The sequence below is a fragment of the Anaerobacillus sp. 1_MG-2023 genome, from assembly GCF_030547345.1.
Classification (GTDB): Bacteria; Bacillota; Bacilli; order Bacillales; family Guptibacillaceae; genus Guptibacillus; species Guptibacillus hwajinpoensis_B.
This window is the reverse complement of sequence record NZ_JAUORD010000002.1, coordinates 139,269-160,945: the sequence shown is the minus strand read 5'-3', so window position 1 is coordinate 160,945 and position 21,677 is coordinate 139,269. Positions and strand designations below refer to the sequence as shown.

Here is a 21,677-nt window from a genome sequence, read left to right as displayed (position 1 = left end):
CTAAGCTTTAACGGGGGAATTTAGTACAAAAAAAAGAAACAACCCGATTAAACTTCGGATTGTTCCTCGTGTGCTTCTTCATTTTTACGTTGCACTTCTCTAAGTTCATCCACTCGTACATTTGTCTCTTCAAAGTACTGGACAAGATCACCAATGCGATCGATAGCGTCCCAGCTTAGATGATGTTCAATACCCTCAACATCTTCGTATATATTCTCTTCGTTAACCCCGATAACACCTAGAAATTGTTCAAGCAAAGCATGGCGATCAACGAGTCGCTTTCCTAGCTTTTTCCCTTTTGGAGTAAGCATAAAGCCGCGATATTTTTCGTATACGACATATTTACCTTTATCTAATTTTTGAATCATTTTGGTTACCGAGGAGGGATGTACCTCTAATGCTTCCGCGATGTCTGATACGCGAGCATACCCTTTTCCGTCTATAAGTGCATAAATACGTTCAATATAATCTTCCATACTGGGAGTAGTGGCCATTGGATTCCCTCCATCTTTTATTCCATTTAAGCCAGTTAATAAAAGCATACACCATAGTATGGGCGGATACAAGGAAAGGTTCCATAAGCTTCTATTAACTGCATTAACTCAGTTCTAACACTCTTATGTAGAGCAGATATTATATCATATTTCATTTAATCGGTTTTGTAAATTAGTGGATAAAATACAAAGTCACTTGAACACCCCAACAGCACTTGCGAAAAAACGCCCCTAATCTACGCACAAAAAGATGAAGGATAAACGTTTCCGTCTATCCTTCTCTTACATCAGTTAGCTATTAAAGTCCGCACTTCAGCTGTGCACCACAATTATCACAAGTATTGCATCCACCGATTTCCTTTACCTGACCCTTTCGACAAACAGGGCACGTATTACCTACTTCAGACCCGATAGTAACGTCTGTAGAGCGTAGATCTGTAATCGTGTCAACTAGGACTACTTGCTTCTTTTCTTGCATGCCACCTTCAAACTCAAGCTGTTCAAATGAATTTTCTTCTGCTTTAAGAGTTAGAACCTGAGAATCACGGCTACCATCTACATAAACGGTACCGCCCTTGGCTCCTCCATTATATAGACGCTCATAAACTGCTTCCACTTGTTTCACTGAATACCCTTTTGGAGCATTAACAGTTTTTGAAATCGAGCTATCAACCCAGCGTTGAATAACGCACTGAGTGTCAGCATGATCTTCTGGTGCGAGCTCCATTGCTGAAACGAACCATTCCGGAAGGTTTTCTGTATCAGCTTCTGGGTTTCTTTCAAAGTACTCTGCAAGAATATCTGCTTTTACTTCAATAAATTTACCAAGTCGTCCACTACGGTAATAAGAGAAAGAGAAGTAAGGCTCAAGACCGGTGGACACCCCTACCATCGTGCCAGTGCTCCCAGTAGGCGCAACTGTTAGAAGATGTGAATTACGTATACCATAGTCCATAATGCTGTCGCGTAGGTCATTTGGCATTTGTTGCATATAACCTGTGTTAACAAATGCTTCACGTAATCTATTTGTCTCCGCAACTGTTTCACCCTCAAGGAAAGGGAAGCTTCCCTTTTCTTTAGCAAGGTCCACAGAAGCACGATAAGCTGTTGTAGCAATTGTTTCAAAAATCTGATCTGTTAAATTATTCCCTTCTTCTGATCCATATATTGTTTCACAGTATATAAGAAGGTCGTGTAGCCCCATTACTCCTAGTCCTACTCGACGTTCGCCAAGAGCTTGCTTCTCATTCTCTTCTAAAAAGTAAGGTGTCGCATCAATAACGTTATCTTGCATGCGTACGCCAACTTCAACCGTTTCTCTCAGCTTATCGAAATCAACAGTCTTTGTCTCTTTATTAGCCATCTCAGCAAGGTTCACTGCTGCTAGGTTACATACAGAGTAAGGTGCTAATGGTTGCTCACCACATGGGTTAGTAGCGACAACTTTTTGACCGTAAGAAGTTGCGTTTGTTTTTTCATTTGCATTATCAATAAAGAAGATACCTGGCTCTGCAGAGTAAGTAGCACAAATATTAATTAAATCCCACAGCTCTTTTGCCTGAACCTTACGATAAGTTCTTACTGGAAAGCCTTGCTTCTCCCAGTCACGTACATCCCCTGATTCATGCCAGTTCTCATTATAAAGTGCCATTTGTTCTTTCGTATAGTTCTCTACATCCGGGAATCGAAGTTCATATTCAGAATCATTTTCAACCGCGTCCATAAAGTCTTTCGTTAAACAAATCGAGATGTTTGCACCAGTCAAGAAGTCAGGATTGTGGACAGAATACGTTCCACCCGTTGCAAGCTTATCCTGCGCATCCTGCATCACTTTTTCTTCAAAGCCACCTGTTCCGGGAATACTACGGTAGTTTAAGATACTTTGGTACATAGATCTTTCCGACTCTGAGAGCGGTGTGAATTTCAACTTATCTTCTGCAAGTTTCTTAATTTGTTCATCCTTTGTATTCTCCATAAGGAAACGAAGAATGCGTGGATTCTGCATTTTTGAAATGATAAATTCAATAATATCAGGATGCCAGTCAGCGAGCATAATCATTTGGGCCCCACGTCTTGAGCCACCTTGCTCCACTAGATGCGTCAGCTTCGCAATATCATCCAGCCATGAAACCGAACCTGATGATTTACCATTCACACCCCTAGCAAGCGTGTTTCTAGGACGAAGTGTAGATCCGTTCGTTCCTACTCCACCACCTCGACTCATAATCTCCATTACTTGTTTACGGTGTTCAGAAATACCTTCTCTTGAATCCTGTGGAAACGGCATAACGTAACAGTTAAAGTACGTCACTTCCGTATCAGCTCCAGCTCCGTAAAGCACACGCCCTGCAGGAACAAAGTTCATAGATGAAAGTTCTTTATAGAAACGATCTTCCCAATATGTCTTTTCCCCATCTGTTTTCTCTACATCAGCAAGGCCACGTGCATTACGACGAGCAATTTGCTCATAATATACTTCCAAGGGCTTTTCTATGACATCCAACGAACGGACAATAATACCTGATTCTCTTTCTTCTTCTGTGTCTAAGACGCCAACGTAATCCTCATGAACAGCTACAGTTGCTTTCTTAGATTGAAGATCGAATTCTTCAATATACCCAAGACCTCTTGCTGGAAATTTTGGATCTTCTTTAATCGTTAAGACAACAAAATCACCTTTTTGTAATGTCTTTTTCTCTGTATCTTTAAATGCATAGCGGTCAAGCATCACAAGACGACTAACACCTTTGTGAGTTAGATGCATATCCTCTGTAATCGGATGAACCTGCGCAAACATTTCAATATCCTTATTCAACTGCTCAATGTTAATAGATCTTCTTTTTTCATTGGTTTGTATTGTCATATAAACCCCTCCGTTTCGACATTTATACACTTAAGAGCATCTCTAGATGTATGTAGCTATGATAAATCGTCTTGATTAATAGTAGCACATGTACACGAACCAGACAATCATTTTTAACCATATATAGTGTTCAGAATTCTTCAATCAATACTACATATAGTAAAAGAGCGAATACTTTAGCGATTTGTCAACTTTCAAATCCAGTGAAAATGAAAGGTTTTCCTCGATAAATAAAGATTAGATTAGAAGAATAGAGAAAAAAGAGGAATTTTGTCTATTGCACATTTTTCCACACTCTGCCTTTTTAACATTGGAGACAAAAGTTAATCAGTTAACAGACCATGATTAAGATTAGAACATTTGTTCTTGTTAAGTCAATAGGAAAAAGCACCCAACGAAGGTGCTTATTTGCTAAAGTTCCATTCCTTGCTAGCGTATTTCTCCTCTGCTAGTTGAACAACAAAGGACTCTTGTTCATTCGTTAGTTGATATGGAACCAATTCAATATCAAGTCCCTGTTGAAAACCATCATAAAAAGCTTTAACCGCTTCAGATATCGATACAGGAGTTTCACGGAGTGAATTAATAGCTACAGCCTTTTTTCTAAAACCTCGCTGCATCCGCTCACGTATCCGTTCATTTTTAAATTTGAAACAATCAAACAATTGGTCCTCATCAATGTCAAGCAAAATCGATCCATGCTGGAGAATGACACCTTTTTGACGAGTTTGAGCGCTCCCAGCGACTTTTCGCCCTTCTACAACAAGTTCATAATAGGATGGAGAGTCAAAACACACACCCGATCTTGGTGCACGTAGCTCTTCTTTCTCTGCATCCGTTTCAGGAACAGCGAAATAAGCATTCAATCCAAGTTTTCTGAAACCAATCAATAACCCTTCTGAAATAACCCGGTACGCTTCTGTTACGGTTGAGGGCATGTCTGGATAATCTTCAGAGACAATAACGCTATAAGTCACTTCCTGATCATGAAGGACAGCTCTTCCACCAGTAGGGCGTCTCACAAACCCTAGACCATTTTTTTCTACAGCATCCATATTAATATCACGTTCGATACGCTGGAAATAACCAATTGAAAGTGTTGGGGGATTCCAACCGTAAAATCGAATAACAGGGGGGATAGTCCCATCACTATGCCATTTCAATAATGCTTCATCAAGTGCCATGTTATAAGCCGGAGAACGTTCTCCCGAATCAATAAATGCCCATTGCTTCATTTTCGGAACTCCTTTATCACTGTCAGTTTTCTAACACCTTCCCTATTCTAGCAGAGGAGAAAATGGATGACCAATGAACACTCTCAATTATTTTAGCTATGTCTTGAACATTATTTGTTTTTCGATCTTTCGAGTATAGGCGTATCCCAACTAATTTAGAACAAATTTGATTTAATTACTGAACACTACCTATTCTTTTTATAGTTATTCCTTTTTTTCTTTTGCGGAAAGCCGAAAAGACGTGTAAACTTAAAGTTGTCGATTTTACTTGAAAGGGTGTAACAAAGTTTATGGAATGGATTATCGCAATACTCGTCGCGATCATTGTGTATGTTGTCATAACTCGATACATGCAAAAGAGGAATTTGAAAACGTTAACGGAGGAAGAATTCCGTGCCGGCTATCGTAAAGCCCAACTGATTGATGTTCGTGAACCAAACGAATTTGATAATGGCCATATTCTAGGGGCAAGAAACATCCCTGTTAGTCAGCTAAAAATGCGAATTAAAGAAATCCGCAAAGATCAGCCAGTTTATATGTACGACTACAACGGAATTATTGTAGCTCGTGCTGCAAGCATTCTTAGAAAACATGGCATTAAAGATCTTTATCAATTAAAAGGCGGCTTCAAAAAATGGGGCGGCAAAGTAAAGAAAAAATAAAAAGCAGCTGCCTTTGCAGCTGCTTTTTTTGATTGCTATTCAGCAACTCAAAATGGCTTTGTTGATTTTGCATCATTGATTTATCCATGTTAAACGTATCTCTCATTTGAATGAGCCATAATCGAGTAGTGAACAATATAAGTTAACAGGGCCTATCAATAAGCATTAGGCTTTTTGATAACGTAAAACAGGCTTTCTGGCAGCCGTGGTTTCATCAAGGCGACCAATAACTGTTGTATGTGGGGCTTCCTGAACAATTTCCGGATTTTCCTCTGCTTCTTTTGCAATTTGAAGCAGTACATCACAGAACTCATCAAGTGTTTCTTTTGATTCTGTCTCCGTAGGTTCAATCATCATACATTCCTCAACGTTAATTGGGAAATAGATCGTTGGCGGGTGGTAACCAAAGTCTAGCAGTCGCTTTGCCATATCAAGCGTTCTGACACCAAGTTTCTTTTGTTTTTTTCCTGAAATCACGAATTCATGCTTGCAGTGCTGTTCATAAGGTAACACAAAGGCATCTTGTAAGCGTCTCATCATATAGTTAGCATTTAATACCGCATTTTCCGATACTTGCTTTAAGCCTTCTGGCCCCATAGTACGAATATACGTATATGCTCGAACATTGATACCGAAATTACCATAGTAAGGCTTTACACGACCAATGGACTGAGGACGGTCATACTCGAAACGATAGGCATTATTCTCCTTTACGAGTACAGGCTTAGGAAGGTAAGGAATTAAATCAGATTTAACCCCAACCGGTCCAGATCCAGGTCCACCACCGCCATGAGGTCCAGTGAAAGTTTTGTGTAGATTTAAGTGCACAACATCAAAGCCCATATCTCCAGGACGAGCAGCCCCCATAATAGCATTCATATTTGCACCATCGTAATATAGCTTTCCACCTGCGTTATGAATAATTGACGCCATCTCTGTAATCTGTTCTTCAAATAGTCCAAGTGTATTTGGATTTGTAAGCATCAGCGCAGCCGTATCTTCATCTACTACACGTTTTAAATCTTCAAGATCAACTAGACCTTTTCCATTTGATTTCACTGTCACTGCCTCAAAACCAGCAACTGTTGCAGAAGCAGGGTTTGTACCGTGAGCTGAATCTGGAACAATGACCTTTGTGCGATTGAATTCACCGTTCGCTTCATGATAAGCACGGATCATCATTAATCCTGTCCATTCTCCGTGAGCACCTGCTGCAGGTTGAAGCGTTACTTCATCCATACCTGTTACAGCCACGAGGTTTTCCTGAAGATTGTACATCATTTCTAGCGCTCCTTGAACGCCCTCCTCTTCTTGAAGCGGATGTATGAAGGCAAAGCCAGGATACCTTGCTACATCTTCGTTAATTTTTGGATTGTACTTCATCGTACAAGACCCAAGTGGATAAAATCCAGAATCCACTCCATGGTTACGCTTAGACAAGGCTGTATAATGACGCATCAATTGTAATTCTGACACTTCTGGTAACTCTGGTTCTGTTTTACGATTAAACTCTTCTGGCAACCACTGATCTAGATCCATATCAGGAACATCAAGTTCAGGTAGACTATAAGAAATACGCCCCGGTTCACTTAGTTCAAATATTAATGCCTGATCTTTACTCATTGTGCTCCCCCCACTTCTTTTATGAATGCATCAATTTCTTCTTTCGTCCGATTCTCTGTAACGGCTATAAGCATATGATCCTTCAATTCTGGATAATCTCTCCCAAGATCATATCCACCAATAATCCCTTTTTCTAATAACTTTCGATTAAGATCTTTAACCGAACCGTTTAATTTAATCACGAATTCATTGAAGTACACTCCATCAAAAACGGTTTCAACTCCCGCCTGTTTCAGCTGACTGTTCGCATAATAAGCTTTCTTCATATTTTGCTCCGCCATATGTCGAACGCCTTCTTTACCAAGAGCACTCATAGCAACTGAAGAGGCAAGAGCATTCAACGCCTGATTGGAACAAATATTCGAAGTCGCTTTATCCCTTCGAATATGTTGCTCGCGTGCTTGTAAGGTTAGAACGAAACCGCGCTGTCCATTATCATCAGTTGTTTGCCCAATCAAACGACCTGGTACTTTTCGCATCAGTTTTTTTGTCACTGCGAAATAACCACAATGTGGTCCACCAAACTGTGCCGGAATTCCAAACGGTTGACAATCTCCAACAACGATATCTGCCCCCATCTCTCCTGGAGGAGTTAAACGACCAAGGGCAAGCGGATTACTTGAAACAACAAACATCGCTTTTTGCTCATGAACAAGCTTTTCAATTTCGGGTAAGGGCTCTAACTGACCAAAAAAGTTCGGGTACTGAACCATAACACATGCAGTATCTTCGTCGATTTCATTTTTCAATTTATTAAGATCTGTACACCCATTCATCGTATCTACTTCAACCACTGAAAGACGCTGTCCACGCGCATATGTATCAATAACAGCACGGGCTTCAGGATGTACGCTCTTTGAAACAATGATCTTTTTCTTTTTAGTTTGCCCAGCACTGAGCAGACCAGCTTCGGCAAGAGCAGTTGGACCATCATACATCGAGGAATTCGCAACATCCATTCCAGTAAGTTCGCTTATCATTGTCTGAAATTCAAAAATGGCCTGCAATTCCCCTTGTGAAATTTCAGGTTGATATGGAGTATAAGCTGTATAAAACTCTGAGCGACGAATCACATGATCTACAACAGAAGGAATGGCGTGATCATAAACACCAGCACCAAGAAAAGATACATTCTCCTGTATATTCGCATTTTTAGAAGCCAGTTTTGACATATATCGAATCAGTTCAGGTTCAAATAACTGTTTCTCTACTTTAAGATCTCCCTTAAAACGAATAGCCTCCGGAATATCTTCAAAAAGAGCTTGGACAGAGTCCACTCCAATTGTTTCAAGCATTTCCTTTCGATCTTGATCAGTTGTCGGCAAGTAGCGATGTTTCATATGTTTTTCTCCTCCTCTATTTCCCTTTATTTCTGTCTTTTATAAAATGGTGATGGAACAACTTTAGCTCCCACACGTTTGTTACGAATTTCAACATCTAGCTCAGTACCCATTTCTGTAAACTCTTTCTTTATTAATACAAGACCAACATTTTTTTTCAAAGTTGGAGATTGTGTCCCAGTAGTAACTTCGCCAATCAATTGTTCCCCTTTGTAAACAGGATAGTGGGTCCGCGGAATCCCGCGTCCAGTCATTTCAATCCCAACTAACTTTCGCTCAAGACCATTTTCACGCTGACTTAGTAAAACAGATTTTCCGATGAAATCAGCTTCTTTACTAGTTTTAACAGCAAAACCTATTCCCGCTTCTAGCGGAGAAATATCTTTCGTTAACTCCTGCCCATAAAGAGCTAGCTTTGCCTCAAAGCGAAGCGTATCGCGAGCCCCAAGGCCACAAGGTAGAATGTTTTCTGGCTCCCCCGCAGCAAGAATCGCCTTCCACAGTGAAGGGGCATCCTCCCAAGAAGTATACAGTTCAAAACCATCTTCACCCGTATAGCCGGTTCTAGACACTAACGTATTAATGCCCTCAATCACGACTTCATTCTGAAATTTAAAGAAACCGATAGTTGAAAGATTCACCTCCGTTAGACGTTGGAGAATCACCTCTGCTTGCGGACCCTGAATAGCAAGTTGGGCCATCTGACTTGATATGTTCTGAATAGAAACTCCTTCGATAAGGTGTTTTTCAAGCCAGTCAAAATCTTTCTCAGTGTTAGCGGCATTAACTACCAATAAATAATGGTGTTCTGAGTGCTTATACACCAGAAGGTCATCCACAGTTCCGCCATCTTCATAGCACATTGCTGTATATTGAGCACCGTTGACCTTTAGTTTGCTTATATCATTTGTCATCATCTTTTGAAGGTAATGAAGCGACTGTTCACCACTAACATCAATTTCTCCCATATGAGAAACATCGAATAAACCTGCTCTCGTTCTAACGGCCTCATGCTCTTCTTTAATACTTGAAAACTGAACCGGAAGAGCCCATCCTCCAAAATCGATTGTTTTAGCGCCCATAGCTTTATAGGTTTCAAATAATGGTGTCTTTAATAGTTCACTCATCTTATTCCCTCCTAAAATCATTCATCTTAAAAAGCGTTTTAACGAAGCATAAAAAAGGACAGAGAAAACCGCTTTAAGTAGCGCGGTTTCTCTGTCCCGTTGACCTGAAAGTTTCTCCTCACATTACGCGAGAATTACATCTTTGGCGGCTATAAAAGCTCTCTCCAGAGGTGCGTCTAGCAAGAGTCTTTTTGCCTGAGAGATTCACAAATTTGTTTGCTCCTTCGGCGCTGCATATAGCAGTCTCTCCTCTTGCTTTCATTCGCCTATTTTCAGTTTTAAGGTATTGGATTCTACTGATTGATTCATACTAATAGTGCTTTCGATTTCAATCCTACCACTACCATAGTGGCATTGGCAACAATCTTTTTAATAATGAAAGTATTTTAACTAATATATTAAACACGAACATTATTATACATTAATCACGTATCATTCGTAAATAATCTTTATCGAGAAAGGGTTTTCATTTTGAGAACAGAATTGAAATTTGATCAAGAGTGGACAAACAACTTTCTGAAACAAATTGATGAAGACGGCCCCTGGGCTAACTGGGACCTTTTTAAACTGGCTATTGAAGCTGAGCATCATACAACCATCCCCACTTTCGCAGGCTTACAGGCGCCATCACATCTCCCTCATTTAACACCACATCCTTACCAGCTTGAAGCAGCTCGGCGAGTTGTAGAGGAAATGAACGGAAAAGCGATTCTAGCAGATGAAGTTGGACTTGGAAAAACCATTGAAGCTGGTTTGATTATTAAAGAATATATGATTCGGGGTCTTGTCAAAAAAGTTCTGATCCTTGTTCCGGCATCATTAGTATCACAATGGGCTATTGAATTAAATCAAAAATTCTACATTCCAGCTGTAGTCCAAAGGAAAAGCTATGTATGGGATCAATGTGATGTTGTGGTTTCATCGATAGATACAGCTAAACGAGAGCCTCATCGCTCAATAGTTTATGAGCAGAACTACGACATGGTTATTATCGATGAAGCACATCGTCTAAAGAATAGTCGTACAAAAAATTATGAATTTGTACAGCACTTACCTAAAAAGTTCTGTCTGCTATTAACGGCTACCCCTGTTCAAAATCGTCTTGATGAAGTCTTTAACCTTGTATCGTTATTAAAACCAGGACATCTAGGAAGCTTGGAAAATTTCGAAAAAGACTACAATGGTAAAGTAAAAAAGCTCGAAGACGAAGAAAGGCTTCGCGCTCTCATTCAAAAAGTGATGGTCAGAAACCGGCGTGAAGATACTGGAATGGACTGGCCAGAACGTATTGTTCAAACAGTACCTATTTCTTTCTCACCTGAAGAAGATGAGCTTTATCGTTCAGTCGAAGCGCTAAAGAAACAGCCAGTGGCTACGAGAAGTCAATTCTCGATCATCACTTTACTAAGAGAAATCTGTTCAAGCCGCGAAGCAGCATATATGACATTAAAAAAAATGCTTGATAAAGAACACCTTGACGACTCTTCTAAAACTCTCATTCAAATGTTAATTAAAAAAATTGAAGGAGTGCCAACAAATTCAAAAGCAGAAAAGGCCCTTGAATTGGTGCAATCAATCGAAGGTAAGGTCATTATTTTCACAGAATATCGAGCGACTCAATTATATTTACAGTGGTTTTTAAAAGAACATGGAATTACGTCCGTCCCATTTAGGGGTGGATTTAAACGGGGAAAAAAAGACTGGATGAGAGAACTCTTCAAAAATCACGCAAAAGTCCTCATTGCAACAGAAGCAGGGGGAGAAGGAATCAATCTTCAATTCTGTCAGCACGTTATCAACTACGATCTACCTTGGAACCCAATGAGAATTGAGCAGCGCATCGGTAGAATACATCGACTTGGGCAAGAAAGCGATGTGCACATTTATAATTTTGCTACGAAGCACACAGTTGAAGAGCATATCCTTACCCTCTTATATGAAAAAATTCAACTATTTGAAAGTGTTATTGGACAATTAGATGAGATTTTGACACGACTTGGTATGCGCGATATTGAAAAGCATATTTCTGATATACTTCTACACTCTGAAAGCGAAGGTGAAATCCGAATTAAGATGGAGAATATTAAAGAGCTTATCAATTATCAGAAGGAGGAGACAGATGCAACAAGAAAATATTCATAATTATCTGCGCTCGTATTTCCTTGCCAATGACTGCCAGATTCGAGAAGAAAAATCCGGCTATCTTGACGTCCAATTAACGATTGATCTTGATAAAGAACTAATGAACCGCCCTTTTTATTGGCACTATCTTGAGAAGACTGGTGGTACTCCTCGACCAATGACACTCACACTAATTACAAACCAATCAAGCGATGAAAAAGGGGAGTTCGTTCACTTTGGTGCGCCAAGACTACATCAAATTTTCTCTTCTACTAAAAAGCTTGCGTCCTCTATCCGACTTTTTGAGGATGTGCAAACAAATTATCAACAACAATATTCTCTTCATCCATGGCTCTGCCTTAATATTAAAATATCTTATCAGTGTGATCGAAAGAAACACCGTCTCCTCTCCCTCGGTCTACACCTTGTAAGCGGAGCGGTTGTTGATGACTTTCACCAGTTATTACTAACAAAGAAACTCACTCCTAAAATTCCAGATTATGCTTTTACAATAACGCCTATTATTAAACCCTCAAGCGGCTTGAAGAGACTTGAAGATGTGGTAGAAATGCTTATTTCACAGGAGGATTCAGAATGGGCAGAAGAAGCAAAAATGAGATGGGCTACTGATTTAAACCTTCTTGATCAATTTTATAACGGAAAAACCAATGATCAGAGCTATCAAGTTGAAAGAGATGCTCTTCGAAAACAATATGAGCCAACAATTACGGCAGAAATAATTAACGGGGGCATCTTTCATTTAGCACCAGGTATTGAGTCACATCCTTCCTAAACGAAGAATGTTAAAATTAGCGAATCCATACAAAAAAGCTCAGACGAGTCAGTCCGAGCTTTCAAGTTTCTTTTTTTTAACAAACATTAAAATCGACATAGGGATAATGCCAAACCATCGAAACAAAAATGGTTGCTTTTTGGCTTTTTTGACAGCACGCTGTTGCTGCCTTTCCTCTTTTGGTTGATCAATATAAGACACAACTTGCTGAGTCATATATTTCACAAGATCATTTGATGACATCTTGATCACCCTTTAATAGTTGTCTTCTATTTTAAGGATGCCCATTTATTCTTTGTTTAACCAAGCAGGTTACATATTTCCTTTACAATTCCCCCTACTGAACGTTTCGTTGTGTCAATTTCATATTCAGCTTCACGATAGAATGATAATCGCTCTTTGAATATCGTATGAACCTTATGTTTTAGATCGGCTCCAGCAAGTAAAGGCCTTGATGTATCACCTTCAAGTCGCTTTATGATTTCTTCTGGTTCACAATGTAAGTAAATCACCGTTCCATTTTGCTTCATAAATGTTCGATTTTCTTCTTTTAAAACAATCCCACCGCCTGTACTAATAATCACGTTTTCAGTTGGTAGATCTTTTAGAGAGGCTGATTCATACTTTCTAAATGCAGATTCTCCTTCCTCATCAAAAATGGCAGGAATGGTCTTCCCTTGCATTTTCGTAAGATGCTCATCTGTATCAACCGATTTCAGCGATAACGCTTGAGATAATCCCTCACCTATAGTTGTTTTGCCAGAGCCCATAAATCCTGTTAAATAGACCGCTCTCATGTTGAACCTTCACTCCATTCTACGACTTGCTTCATCATTTGATTGTATTGAAAAGACGCAGCTACGCGTATTCCATTATCCGTCGTTCCACTCAACGTAATTTGCAATACATCAGAAGAAGAATTAATCACAGCGCGAACTGTACCTTCATTGTACGTAAACGTTCTTTCCGCACTAGATCCCCCTGTTTTCTGTATATATGAAATTGTATCTTTCATACTAAGGACTAGCAAGGTCTGCTTCTTAATTTCTTCCTCTTCACGATCAAGAAAAACTCGCTCATTTTGTGTCACATTCCATAAATGAAAAACAAACCCAAGAAGCAGCGTACTAATCATCATCATCATAGCCGTCATATAACCTTTTTCATTAAGGTTTATAAGACATTTGAAATATAGCGCGCTTTTCTTTCTGTCCATCAGCAAGTTCCACCTCAACAATCACTCTTCCATCAGTTACTTCAAGAAATAACTCGCGAATGTTCTGTAATACAATTTCATGCCCAGCATTGTTTACTCTACGCCGAATGGACGATCCGTAGCGTTCGTATCGTATAGTTGTTCCGTTCTTCGACAACATCTCAATTCCACCATTATGGATCTGAATTCGAGAAGATTCTCGAACTTCTTTAGAAAACAAATGAAAGAATAATTGTGCTTCCTCATGCTGAAAATCTGCATTCACTTCTTGTAAAGAAGCGTTCATTATCAAAGGAAGCACACATACAATCGCAATGAGAATGGTCACAGTTAACATCAATTCTAGTAATGTAATCCCTTTTTCATTCATTATCTTGCGGTAAGCTTTTACATATCATTGATTCAGTTTTTACTCCGCTATCAAAAGAAACACACACTTTATCAGCCATTACTAAAAAGGAAAATTTGGAGCCTTTAACGGTTTCGCTTGCAGGTAGAATTCTCCCCTCCAAGACCATTCCCCTCCAGTATTGATCAAGCAATATCACTGCAGTTTTTCGCACATGTATCACCTCTCGCTCTTCATAAAGATGGGAATAAATCGGTAATATACTTGAAGATAAGATCGTTAAGATAGAGAGACCAGTTAATGCATCAAGCAAAGAATAGCCTTTACAACTTTTTAATATAGAAACGACCAGCTCCCACCTGCACCACAAGTTTATACTCCTCCTTGCCAGCCTTTATATAAAGTGTTCCTGCTTTTTGAACGTTTCCATTCCCCCCAAACACAATTTGATACCCCATTGTTCCTTCATCAATCGTAATATGTTCTGGAATTTCATTCGACTTCACTACCGTAGATGCGGTGCCCTGTATACTATACGACCCTTTACTAGGTGAAATGGAAAATCGATACGAGGATTTATTTACATATGCAAGCTCCTGGGTATACCTTAGATCTGATTGGATGTCGCCAAGAAAATGTCGTGTGGAAGAAGCATTTTGCGTAGGGGATATGTGTAGAAAGATCAGACATAGAAGAATTGATAAAACGGAGAGAACAATCATCATTTCTAGCATGGTGTAGCCAAAAGAATTTCTGAATTGCACACGAAAAAACATTAGTTAGCTAGCTTTACCTTCCCATCGGCGACGGTTAACTCTTCACCTCCAGGACAAGTTACTTCATCCATGTCTAGGTATTCTTCTGAAACAAGATCATTGATTGAAGTTGGATAGGATCCAAAATTCGCTTTATACGCCGCTACCTGTGTTTGGGCAACTTTTATCGTGGCCTCGCAGCTTTTCGCCTCAACAACCTCATTGTTTTTAGTTAATCCTGGTACCGCAATTAAAAGCAATATTGAAATGATCATAATAACAATCATCATTTCAATTAGCGTAAACCCTTTCTCATCTTTAATAAGACCTAACCATTTCCTTATTTTCATTTACAATCTCCCCTTTAAATATTTTGCAAATAATAAAACATCGGTAAAAGAATAGACATAAACATCAACATAACGACAAGACCAACACCGACAAAACTAACTGGTTGCAAAATCATGAATCCTTTTTTTACCAACTCCTCAAACCGTTCACCGATCACCTCCCCATATAAGATTAGCTCTCTTCCTAAATTCCCACTTGCCTGGCCATGCATTAAAATTTCTTTGAATTCAGGAACATACAAACGTGTCTGATCAAATAAATCCTCTAATTTTTCACCCCTCATTAATGATCGTGAAACACGTTCGGCTTCTTCTTGAAAAAACACAAAGTGAGATTGTTTAGTTAATAACGAGAAAGCTTCTGCAATTGAAAGACCGCTTTGAAGTAGGAGCCCCAGGTGAAGAGAGGTATGATGTGTCAGATAAAGAGGAATAAAAAAATGCACGAACGGAATTTTACTGTAGAGAAGCATTCTGTGTACAGCTGAACTTTTCTTGTTTTTTATCAAATTGGATAGGTAAAGAACAATAGAAAGTAAAATTAAACCGACAAAAATAGCCGGAGTAAATCTCACGAGCGTCATAAAAAATCTTGAAATAAAAGGGAGTGGAACATCAAGGGAGTGATAGAGCGTATTAAATTGAGGAAGTAAATACTTTCCTACGACAAACAGCATGATCGCTGTCATCCAAAATAAGAAGATGGGGTAAGCAAGCGTACTTCTAAGTCGTTTTTGCCATTCACTTCGCGTTTTCATCAACTGACCGGATGCCGAAATACCGGTTGCAAAATCTCGCTGCTCAGACATATATAAATAGGATAAGATATCTGCTGGAAACTGAAAATCTGCTAAAACATCGTGAAAGGAATCACCACCCTTAAGTCTGATAATAATCATTTCAATATTTGATCGAATATGATCGTTTTGATATAAGGCGTATACCTCCAAACATTTGGCAAGTGAGTATCCTTCCTCAAGCATTTTCCCTATACGACAAAGAAAATCTGCTTTACGGTCAAGCTTCCATTTGAATCGTTTCACGATTAAATAATCCCAACTCCTTCTCGACAGTCTCTTTTTGAATATAACCTAGGGCATAGGCTCGAAGAATGTAATCTTTAATGGTGGATTGACCAGGAATCGATAAAAGTTCTGGATGATCGAGGGCTTTTTGAAGGTGAATACCCGCGAGGATTTCAACGACAGCAAGTTTTCTTCGTGTTCTTCGCTTTAGACACTCCAGAGAGCATACTTGACAATAGGGACACTTTAGGGGAACAAGTCGTTGAGTGGCGACTCCTCTTAACGTTTGAGTAATATTATGAAGAGGAATACCAAACTCAAGTAATCTCGGAATGCACTCTAGCGTACTTCCGGTGTGTAGCGTTGAAACCACAAGATGCCCCGTCATGCTAGCTCGAATAGCGAGTTGGGCAGTTTGTTCATCTCTTATTTCCCCAACGACAAGAATATCCGGATCATGCCTGAGCCCAGCTTTGAACCCTTCATAATAAGATAGTCCAGCTTTCTCATTGACTTCCATTTGAATAAAATCAGGATTGCGCTTTTCGATGGGATCTTCAATTGTAAGAACTCGCCTATGCCGCTTAACGCTGAGAGTTTGAAGGAGGGAATACATCGTTGTAGTTTTTCCAGAACCTGTTGGTCCTGTAATCATAAATAAGCCACTGTTACAACTTACGATTTGGAGAAGTCTAGTTGCAGTTGAGGGGAAAAGAAAGAGTTCTTTAAAGGAGTGGGTTTCATCTTGCGGAAGGATACGAACGACAAGACTTTCGTGATAAGGGGTGGGAATCGTTGAGAGTCTTAAGTGGAGTTTTCTTGGATATAGAACCATATCCATGGCCCCATTTTGTGGGCGACGCTTCTCTCCAATATCCATACCACTGAGGAATTTAAAATGAGACAATAGCTTTTCTGCTACCATCATAGGAAGCCAAAGCGCATCATAAAGTCTATTATCAACACGAAACTGAATCAACGCTCCTTTTTCCTTCGGATGAAAGTGTACATCTGAGGCCCCTACTTCCACCGCTTGCTTAATAATATCCTTTCCTTTTTCTTCAATGTTCAGCAAAAACACACCTTCCTTTCATATAAATTGACAGCAAAACCAGTCACGATTTTTAAATCGTAAAGAGAAGGATTCGCCAGGCAAATGGCAATTCCTTCTTAAATAAAGAAATTTCTTTTTGACTGGCGCTCAATAATGATTTGGGATTTATACTCAATATACATTATCTAAATGACGCATCATTGAGAAAATCATGAACCCTTATTTCAAATAATGCTTTTTCTTCAAGAAAAGGATAATGATTGCTTTGATCAAAAATAGCCAGTTGGGAATTTGGAATTTCATACGCTATTTCTTCCGAAAATGATAAGGGACACTGGACGTCATGCTTCCCACACGCTATTAAAGTTGGGGCAGATATTATATTAAGTTGTTTCGTTACATCAAATTGGATGATTTCGCGGGCAAAAAAGTTCATCCGATTTGTTGCCATCTTTTTATTTATTCGTTTTGAAAAATAGTCTTGATATTTTTCTGGCAAATAAAGAGACAGCTTGGTTCTGTCTCTGGTGATCCTTTCCCGCTCATCATCACCAAGTCTCGAGTCTTTTAGTTTTTCTATGTAATGCTGCATGATGTGATAATTCTCATGCGCAGAGTTATATATACATGCTGACGACGAAGAACCATATTCTCTAGCTGCAGCTCCTACTATTATTATGGCTATAAGCGAACGGGATGCATGAATTCCATATACACAACCAAGCATCCCTCCCGTAGAATGACCAGCGAATGTCCACTGTTTAACTCCAAGAGCTGATCTCACACTTTCAAGATCAAATACAGTCTCCAACATAAAATACTCATAAGGTGCGTTTACAGAATCTGAATGACCCGCATCCTTTAAATTAACTAAGTAGACTTTATGACTATTCGTAAACGTATCTGCAAAATAGTCTCCGCTTTCATTAAATTGAGAGTACAGGTGCGTCACACATAATGGAGGACCGTTCCCTTTGATAAAAACTTCAAAAGTCCCTCGCTTTGTATTAATAAGCGTTTGTTTCCACATATAGACCACTCCCTTTACTTAGGTTGCGTGTATCCCGTCATCCTATAATAACCGCTGTTCCATAAGCTATAATTTCTGATGCGCTTGACATTACAGCTGAAGACTGAAGGCGAAAACCGACAATTGCATTTGCTCCCTTTCCTTCAGCGTCTTTGACCATTCTTGCGATAGCTCTTTGCCGTGCTTCCGTCATCATTTCTGTATATTCTGTTATTTCTCCACCTACTATTGTTCGAAGACTTGCTAGTATGTCTTTCCCTACGTGTTTGGATTGAACTGTGCTCCCACGAACATACCCAATAACTTCCTTGATCTCTTTCGTTGCTATCTCATCAGTAGTTACGATCATCATCACTTTTTTCTCCTCTCTCCATCGATCTTCGTTCTTTTATTAGTACAAGAATTAATAATAAAAGGGAAAGAACATATGCCAACGCAACGAACGGCACCCAAACTTTCTGGATAAAGAACATTACTACAATAAGGAACTGAAATACAGAGGAGCTAGTTATGAGGAATATCTTCATTATGCTCTCCCCTCCATTCTTCAATTACTCCTTAAAGAATACCTTATTAGGAACTACTTTACTTCATTTTCTCTGAAAATTTCGCTTTTATTAGTGAACATATTTTCACTAATTATATATACAATCTTTAAAAAACTACAAAAAAAGCGATACGCAGAAGTTTTCCGCATATCGCTGTGACATGGATTATGATGCTATCTTATTCAAATAAGCAGTAGGACATTCCTAAAACATACATTACTTATTATTTAACGTGCTAACTCAGAAAAAAGAGACCATTACAATTCGCACCTTCAATGTGAGTATAAGTTACTGATTCTCTGATCATACTATCAGAGAAATACATGATTGGGCTATAGCCAAGCGGTAAGGCAACGGATTTTGATTCCGTCATGCGCTGGTTCGAATCCAGCTAGCCCAGCCAATTTCTTATGAAACCACCGCGAGTTTTTTCTTTCGCTGTTTTAAGTTCTGAAGTCCTGATTTGTTATAGCCCACAATCAGTTTTTTTCCATTTGTTACGATAGGTCTTCTAAGAAGTTTAGGTTCGTTATGCATGAGCTCTAACATCTCTGTTATGGTTAAATCGTCAATTTCAACATTTAGCTTTTTAAAAGAGCTACTCCTTCTAGCTAGAATTTCTTCGATTCCGTCAGTAGAAAGAGTGATAATTTCTTTTAGCTCTTCAATGGAAGGTGTGTCTTTAAATAAATGACGCTCCTCAAAATTAACGCCATTTTCTTTTAACCAGGCTTTCGTTTTTCTGCATGAGGTACAACTTGGATAAGTGTAAAACAACAATTTATCTTCCAATTTAAATCCTCCCCGTTTCGTTTTCCGTTAATAACTAACAATACCCACATTATACAACACTTAAACAAATATTGTACAAGAAAAAGATTTGTATTTTTGTGAACGATTTGGGATAATAAATTGGAACCCTTTTCAAGGTTAAATAAGGAAAGTCATTATTTTGCCATGAGACTAGCATTTACTTTTCTACAGAACCTCATATATAATACGATATGTATGAGTAATGAACGAGCAAGGGAGGAACTATTATGCCTAGAATGTACCGAGTTTTAGCTTTCTGGACCGGCATTTTCTCACTAATGGGCTTTGTTGGTGAGATGCCAGTATTGGGATTGCTGTTCCTTGGCCAGGCCGGCATGTTTTTAGCGTTAAGTTATTTAAACTTAACAGAACGTACTTATCTGTATATTTTTGGTGTATACTTAACTTTATTTATGGTCGGTTTTTCATACTGGTCAGTGTTCATGATGACGCCTGGATCAGGCGGACATTAATTCGAACGAAAAAAGACGATGCTTATGCATCGTCTTTTTTTCTTTGGCGCTTTTGTTGAATCATGACAAGAAACTGATTTGATTCCGCTAACCATCTAATTGCTCGATTTTGTTTTTGTTCATTAGAAAACGGTTTATCTGGATTGACTTGCTTAATAAAGCTTAATAGATCATGCTTCAAAAGAAACTGTCCCTGCGGCAAGCACTCAAGCCATTCTAGGCCATTTTCTATTCCAATCTTTTCAATTGCATCAATAGAAACATGGGTGGTTAAATCCATTTCCCCTGGATACTGAAGAACGTCTTCCATTAATTGGTGTTTCCTGTATCCGCGCAGACTCCCTCTTTTCCTTGCAGGATGTTGCCATTCCTCGTTCGTATAGCCGTAGTCAATTGTATAAACTTTCCCCTCGGAAATCCATTCACCAGTCTCATAAAGCCAATCGCTCATGATCAACGGTACTTCAAAGCGTTGATCTTCCGCAAGAACAACGTCATGATGATTTAACCATTTGATTAGCTTTGCATCTGTACAAGGTTTGTAGATCTCCCTAAAGGAACCACGATGATCGATTTCCACACATACTTCGTACAATTGATTTTGAAATTTCTCTACAACCCTAACAGGAAAAGCATCTAACAGTTCATTGGATAAAAGAATACCGTTTAATATAGGTACGTCATTCTTTATTTCCGAAAGTGAAGAATATATTCTCACGTTAAGCTCGTGCACCTTTTCTTCAATTAGACGACGATGGTATTGACTTGCTTCTATCACACAATAAGTTAGTTGATGAAAAAGTTTCTGGTCTTTTTGTTTCACTTCATCAAGAAAGGAGGCAATGAAGTTCCCATCACCAGATCCTGCATCAACAATAAAAGGGGCAAGATTATGCTTGTGAATATCCGCAATCAGAACCCGAGCCATAATTCTAGAAAAAACATCATGAACACTTGTAGATGTATAGAAATCACCGTTTCGACCTGTTTTTGGTTGATTTACCTGGTAATAGCCATACCGCTCATGATAAAGAGACAGTGTCATAAATTTCTCGAACGATATAGCGCCTCCATGACTACGCTCGATCTCCTTCATGATTTCATCCCTTAAAGACGTCATTTATAAAGAAAATCCATTTAGAAACGGGTTCTCTGCCATCTCCACTTCTATAGTCGTAGACGGTCCATGACCAGAGGCTACAATCGTTTCTTCTGGTAATACTAGAAGGCGGTTATGTATACTGTTCAGCAGCTGCTTTTGATTTCCACCAGGAAGATCCGTTCTTCCTACGCTACCTGCAAAAAGGGCATCACCTGAAAAGACTAAATTAACGTCTTTAAAATAAAATGAGACGCTACCAGGTGAATGTCCTGGCGTTTCAAATACCTCAAATTGAAACGGTCCAATTGTCATTTCCCCTTCACTTTCAATTAAATGATCAGCCGGCTTACCTTCAATATTATCAACTACCGGAAACAGCTTAGAGCCATTTAAAGAAGCATCTGAAAGCCATTTTTCCTCATAAATATGTAAGTAAACTGGGATTTGATACGTTTCTCTTATCAGATCCACCGCTCCAATATGATCGAAATGAGCATGAGTTAAAAGAATAGCGATTGGTTTAAGTTCTAGCTTTTCCACTTTCCTTTTGATTCGACCACCTTCAGCTCCCGGATCAATGATAAGAGCCTCATTTTTCTCATTCCATAAGAATCCTGCGTTTGCTTGCACCGGCCCAACAGCCATTTGTTTCCATTTCATTGTTGTCGCCTCCATTGAAAGATTATGTTTCTTATTCTACACTA

General features: G+C 39.1%; 24 protein-coding genes, 1 tRNA gene and 1 riboswitch. Of the genes, 5 read left to right on the top strand and 20 right to left on the bottom strand.

Annotated elements, in window-relative coordinates; all coding sequences use genetic code 11:
• Positions 1-47: 47 nt before the first annotated feature.
• The 3 genes from mntR to Q4550_RS04590 all read right to left on the bottom strand — a co-directional run bounded on the left by mntR (position 48) and on the right by Q4550_RS04590 (position 4,592).
• The gene (gene mntR, locus Q4550_RS04600) at positions 48-494 is read right to left on the bottom strand and encodes a transcriptional regulator MntR (protein WP_194222127.1); all 447 of its coding nucleotides are present in this window, start codon (positions 492-494) and stop codon (positions 48-50) included.
• A gap of 298 nt (positions 495-792) precedes the next feature.
• The gene (locus Q4550_RS04595) at positions 793-3,357 is read right to left on the bottom strand and encodes a vitamin B12-dependent ribonucleotide reductase (protein WP_303530675.1); all 2,565 of its coding nucleotides are present in this window, start codon (positions 3,355-3,357) and stop codon (positions 793-795) included.
• Between the two features lie 404 nt (positions 3,358-3,761).
• Entirely contained in the window at positions 3,762-4,592 is an 831-nt protein-coding gene (locus Q4550_RS04590) for a lipoate--protein ligase family protein (RefSeq protein ID WP_303530673.1), read from the bottom strand.
• 290 nt (positions 4,593-4,882) lie between these two features.
• Between Q4550_RS04590 and Q4550_RS04585 the strand changes: the two genes are divergently transcribed.
• Complete coding sequence (locus Q4550_RS04585; protein WP_194222130.1) at positions 4,883-5,254, top strand: rhodanese-like domain-containing protein; 372 nt, start codon at positions 4,883-4,885, stop codon at positions 5,252-5,254.
• A 165-nt stretch (positions 5,255-5,419) separates the two neighbouring features.
• Here Q4550_RS04585 and gcvPB read toward each other — a convergent pair whose 3' ends face one another.
• Genes gcvPB through gcvT form a run of 3 tightly spaced genes read right to left on the bottom strand, consistent with a single transcriptional unit; the run spans position 5,420 to position 9,344 of the window.
• On the bottom strand, positions 5,420-6,877 hold the full coding sequence (gene gcvPB / locus Q4550_RS04580) for an aminomethyl-transferring glycine dehydrogenase subunit GcvPB (protein WP_303530672.1): 1,458 nt from the start codon (positions 6,875-6,877) through the stop codon (positions 5,420-5,422).
• Positions 6,874-8,217 (bottom strand): aminomethyl-transferring glycine dehydrogenase subunit GcvPA, encoded by a 1,344-nt coding sequence (gene gcvPA / locus Q4550_RS04575; protein WP_303530671.1) that lies wholly within the window; start codon positions 8,215-8,217, stop codon positions 6,874-6,876. The genes gcvPB and gcvPA overlap by 4 nt, the downstream gene beginning before the upstream one ends.
• A 26-nt stretch (positions 8,218-8,243) precedes the next feature.
• Positions 8,244-9,344: a glycine cleavage system aminomethyltransferase GcvT gene (gene gcvT / locus Q4550_RS04570; protein ID WP_303530670.1), complete on the bottom strand. Its 1,101-nt coding sequence runs from the start codon at positions 9,342-9,344 to the stop codon at positions 8,244-8,246.
• 173 nt (positions 9,345-9,517) lie between these two features.
• Positions 9,518-9,606, bottom strand: a riboswitch (glycine riboswitch).
• Between the two features lie 209 nt (positions 9,607-9,815).
• On the opposite strand from gcvT, the gene Q4550_RS04565 reads away from it, so the two are divergent.
• Together Q4550_RS04565 and Q4550_RS04560 are read left to right on the top strand one after the other, a co-directional pair.
• Positions 9,816-11,486, top strand: a complete 1,671-nt coding sequence (locus tag Q4550_RS04565) for a DEAD/DEAH box helicase (RefSeq protein ID WP_303530669.1) — start codon at positions 9,816-9,818, stop codon at positions 11,484-11,486.
• On the top strand, positions 11,464-12,258 hold the full coding sequence (locus tag Q4550_RS04560; RefSeq protein ID WP_303530667.1) for a YqhG family protein: 795 nt from the start codon (positions 11,464-11,466) through the stop codon (positions 12,256-12,258). The genes Q4550_RS04565 and Q4550_RS04560 overlap by 23 nt, the downstream gene beginning before the upstream one ends.
• 48 nt (positions 12,259-12,306) lie before the next feature.
• Here the strand turns inward: Q4550_RS04560 and Q4550_RS04555 are convergent, their stop codons facing one another.
• The 11 genes from Q4550_RS04555 to Q4550_RS04505 all read right to left on the bottom strand — a co-directional run bounded on the left by Q4550_RS04555 (position 12,307) and on the right by Q4550_RS04505 (position 18,564).
• Positions 12,307-12,501 carry a YqzE family protein gene (locus Q4550_RS04555; protein WP_303530665.1) on the bottom strand — a complete coding sequence of 65 codons (195 nt, stop codon included), beginning with the start codon at positions 12,499-12,501 and terminating at the stop codon, positions 12,307-12,309.
• Positions 12,502-12,557: 56 nt separating this feature from the next.
• The gene (locus Q4550_RS04550) at positions 12,558-13,055 is read right to left on the bottom strand and encodes a shikimate kinase (protein WP_303530664.1); all 498 of its coding nucleotides are present in this window, start codon (positions 13,053-13,055) and stop codon (positions 12,558-12,560) included.
• Positions 13,052-13,474 carry a competence type IV pilus minor pilin ComGG gene (gene comGG / locus Q4550_RS04545; RefSeq protein WP_283153997.1) on the bottom strand — a complete coding sequence of 141 codons (423 nt, stop codon included), beginning with the start codon at positions 13,472-13,474 and terminating at the stop codon, positions 13,052-13,054. The genes Q4550_RS04550 and comGG overlap by 4 nt, the downstream gene beginning before the upstream one ends.
• On the bottom strand, positions 13,425-13,844 hold the full coding sequence (locus Q4550_RS04540; RefSeq protein ID WP_303530663.1) for a ComGF family competence protein: 420 nt from the start codon (positions 13,842-13,844) through the stop codon (positions 13,425-13,427). Before Q4550_RS04540 ends, comGG begins: the two co-directional genes overlap by 50 nt.
• Positions 13,845-14,146: 302 nt before the next feature.
• The gene (gene comGD / locus Q4550_RS04535) at positions 14,147-14,599 is read right to left on the bottom strand and encodes a competence type IV pilus minor pilin ComGD (RefSeq protein WP_303530662.1); all 453 of its coding nucleotides are present in this window, start codon (positions 14,597-14,599) and stop codon (positions 14,147-14,149) included.
• Entirely contained in the window at positions 14,599-14,928 is a 330-nt protein-coding gene (gene comGC, locus Q4550_RS04530) for a competence type IV pilus major pilin ComGC (RefSeq protein WP_303530660.1), read from the bottom strand. Before comGC ends, comGD begins: the two co-directional genes overlap by 1 nt.
• A gap of 14 nt (positions 14,929-14,942) precedes the next feature.
• Positions 14,943-15,971 carry a competence type IV pilus assembly protein ComGB gene (gene comGB / locus Q4550_RS04525; RefSeq protein ID WP_303530658.1) on the bottom strand — a complete coding sequence of 343 codons (1,029 nt, stop codon included), beginning with the start codon at positions 15,969-15,971 and terminating at the stop codon, positions 14,943-14,945.
• Positions 15,946-17,028, bottom strand: coding sequence for a competence type IV pilus ATPase ComGA (gene comGA / locus Q4550_RS04520; RefSeq protein WP_303530656.1), 1,083 nt, complete (start codon positions 17,026-17,028; stop codon positions 15,946-15,948). Before comGA ends, comGB begins: the two co-directional genes overlap by 26 nt.
• A 160-nt stretch (positions 17,029-17,188) precedes the next feature.
• Positions 17,189-18,037 (bottom strand): alpha/beta fold hydrolase, encoded by an 849-nt coding sequence (locus Q4550_RS04515; RefSeq protein ID WP_303530654.1) that lies wholly within the window; start codon positions 18,035-18,037, stop codon positions 17,189-17,191.
• A gap of 37 nt (positions 18,038-18,074) precedes the next feature.
• Complete coding sequence (locus Q4550_RS04510; RefSeq protein ID WP_194222145.1) at positions 18,075-18,389, bottom strand: YbjQ family protein; 315 nt, start codon at positions 18,387-18,389, stop codon at positions 18,075-18,077.
• Positions 18,370-18,564, bottom strand: a complete 195-nt coding sequence (locus Q4550_RS04505) for a hypothetical protein (RefSeq protein ID WP_303530652.1) — start codon at positions 18,562-18,564, stop codon at positions 18,370-18,372. The genes Q4550_RS04510 and Q4550_RS04505 overlap by 20 nt, the downstream gene beginning before the upstream one ends.
• Before the next feature lie 349 nt (positions 18,565-18,913).
• Between Q4550_RS04505 and Q4550_RS04500 the strand changes: the two genes are divergently transcribed.
• Positions 18,914-18,988: transfer RNA gene (locus Q4550_RS04500), tRNA-Gln, on the top strand.
• A 5-nt stretch (positions 18,989-18,993) separates the two neighbouring features.
• On the opposite strand, the gene Q4550_RS04495 is transcribed toward Q4550_RS04500, so the two are convergent.
• Entirely contained in the window at positions 18,994-19,377 is a 384-nt protein-coding gene (locus tag Q4550_RS04495; RefSeq protein ID WP_194222147.1) for a Spx/MgsR family RNA polymerase-binding regulatory protein, read from the bottom strand.
• A gap of 248 nt (positions 19,378-19,625) precedes the next feature.
• Here Q4550_RS04495 and Q4550_RS04490 point away from each other — a divergent pair, with 248 nt between their 5' ends.
• On the top strand, positions 19,626-19,871 hold the full coding sequence (locus Q4550_RS04490; protein WP_098444207.1) for a DUF2626 domain-containing protein: 246 nt from the start codon (positions 19,626-19,628) through the stop codon (positions 19,869-19,871).
• A gap of 22 nt (positions 19,872-19,893) precedes the next feature.
• On the opposite strand, the gene Q4550_RS04485 is transcribed toward Q4550_RS04490, so the two are convergent.
• Together Q4550_RS04485 and Q4550_RS04480 are read right to left on the bottom strand one after the other, a co-directional pair.
• Complete coding sequence (locus Q4550_RS04485; protein WP_303530647.1) at positions 19,894-20,967, bottom strand: SAM-dependent methyltransferase; 1,074 nt, start codon at positions 20,965-20,967, stop codon at positions 19,894-19,896.
• 24 nt (positions 20,968-20,991) lie between these two features.
• Positions 20,992-21,633 carry an MBL fold metallo-hydrolase gene (locus Q4550_RS04480; protein ID WP_303530646.1) on the bottom strand — a complete coding sequence of 214 codons (642 nt, stop codon included), beginning with the start codon at positions 21,631-21,633 and terminating at the stop codon, positions 20,992-20,994.
• Positions 21,634-21,677: the final 44 nt, after the last annotated feature.

Bases quoted from the DNA above. Each gene is read 5' to 3' on its own strand.
- Q4550_RS04490 (WP_098444207.1), top strand. From the start codon at position 19,626: ATGCCTAGAATGTACCGAGTTTTAGCTTTCTGGACCGGCATTTTCTCA.
- gcvT (WP_303530670.1), bottom strand. From the start codon at position 9,344: ATGAGTGAACTATTAAAGACACCATTATTTGAAACCTATAAAGCTATG.
- Q4550_RS04595 (WP_303530675.1), bottom strand. From the start codon at position 3,357: ATGACAATACAAACCAATGAAAAAAGAAGATCTATTAACATTGAGCAG.
- gcvPA (WP_303530671.1), bottom strand. From the start codon at position 8,217: ATGAAACATCGCTACTTGCCGACAACTGATCAAGATCGAAAGGAAATG.
- gcvPB (WP_303530672.1), bottom strand. From the start codon at position 6,877: ATGAGTAAAGATCAGGCATTAATATTTGAACTAAGTGAACCGGGGCGT.
- Q4550_RS04590 (WP_303530673.1), bottom strand. From the start codon at position 4,592: ATGAAGCAATGGGCATTTATTGATTCGGGAGAACGTTCTCCGGCTTAT.
- Q4550_RS04480 (WP_303530646.1), bottom strand. From the start codon at position 21,633: ATGAAATGGAAACAAATGGCTGTTGGGCCGGTGCAAGCAAACGCAGGA.
- comGC (WP_303530660.1), bottom strand. From the start codon at position 14,928: ATGAAAATAAGGAAATGGTTAGGTCTTATTAAAGATGAGAAAGGGTTT.
- Q4550_RS04485 (WP_303530647.1), bottom strand. From the start codon at position 20,967: ATGAAGGAGATCGAGCGTAGTCATGGAGGCGCTATATCGTTCGAGAAA.
- Q4550_RS04540 (WP_303530663.1), bottom strand. From the start codon at position 13,844: ATGAATGAAAAAGGGATTACATTACTAGAATTGATGTTAACTGTGACC.
- comGG (WP_283153997.1), bottom strand. From the start codon at position 13,474: ATGGACAGAAAGAAAAGCGCGCTATATTTCAAATGTCTTATAAACCTT.
- Q4550_RS04555 (WP_303530665.1), bottom strand. From the start codon at position 12,501: ATGTCATCAAATGATCTTGTGAAATATATGACTCAGCAAGTTGTGTCT.
- Q4550_RS04515 (WP_303530654.1), bottom strand. From the start codon at position 18,037: ATGTGGAAACAAACGCTTATTAATACAAAGCGAGGGACTTTTGAAGTT.
- comGD (WP_303530662.1), bottom strand. From the start codon at position 14,599: ATGTTTTTTCGTGTGCAATTCAGAAATTCTTTTGGCTACACCATGCTA.
- Q4550_RS04560 (WP_303530667.1), top strand. From the start codon at position 11,464: ATGCAACAAGAAAATATTCATAATTATCTGCGCTCGTATTTCCTTGCC.
- Q4550_RS04505 (WP_303530652.1), bottom strand. From the start codon at position 18,564: ATGAAGATATTCCTCATAACTAGCTCCTCTGTATTTCAGTTCCTTATT.
- mntR (WP_194222127.1), bottom strand. From the start codon at position 494: ATGGCCACTACTCCCAGTATGGAAGATTATATTGAACGTATTTATGCA.
- Q4550_RS04585 (WP_194222130.1), top strand. From the start codon at position 4,883: ATGGAATGGATTATCGCAATACTCGTCGCGATCATTGTGTATGTTGTC.
- Q4550_RS04550 (WP_303530664.1), bottom strand. From the start codon at position 13,055: ATGAGAGCGGTCTATTTAACAGGATTTATGGGCTCTGGCAAAACAACT.
- Q4550_RS04510 (WP_194222145.1), bottom strand. From the start codon at position 18,389: ATGATGATCGTAACTACTGATGAGATAGCAACGAAAGAGATCAAGGAA.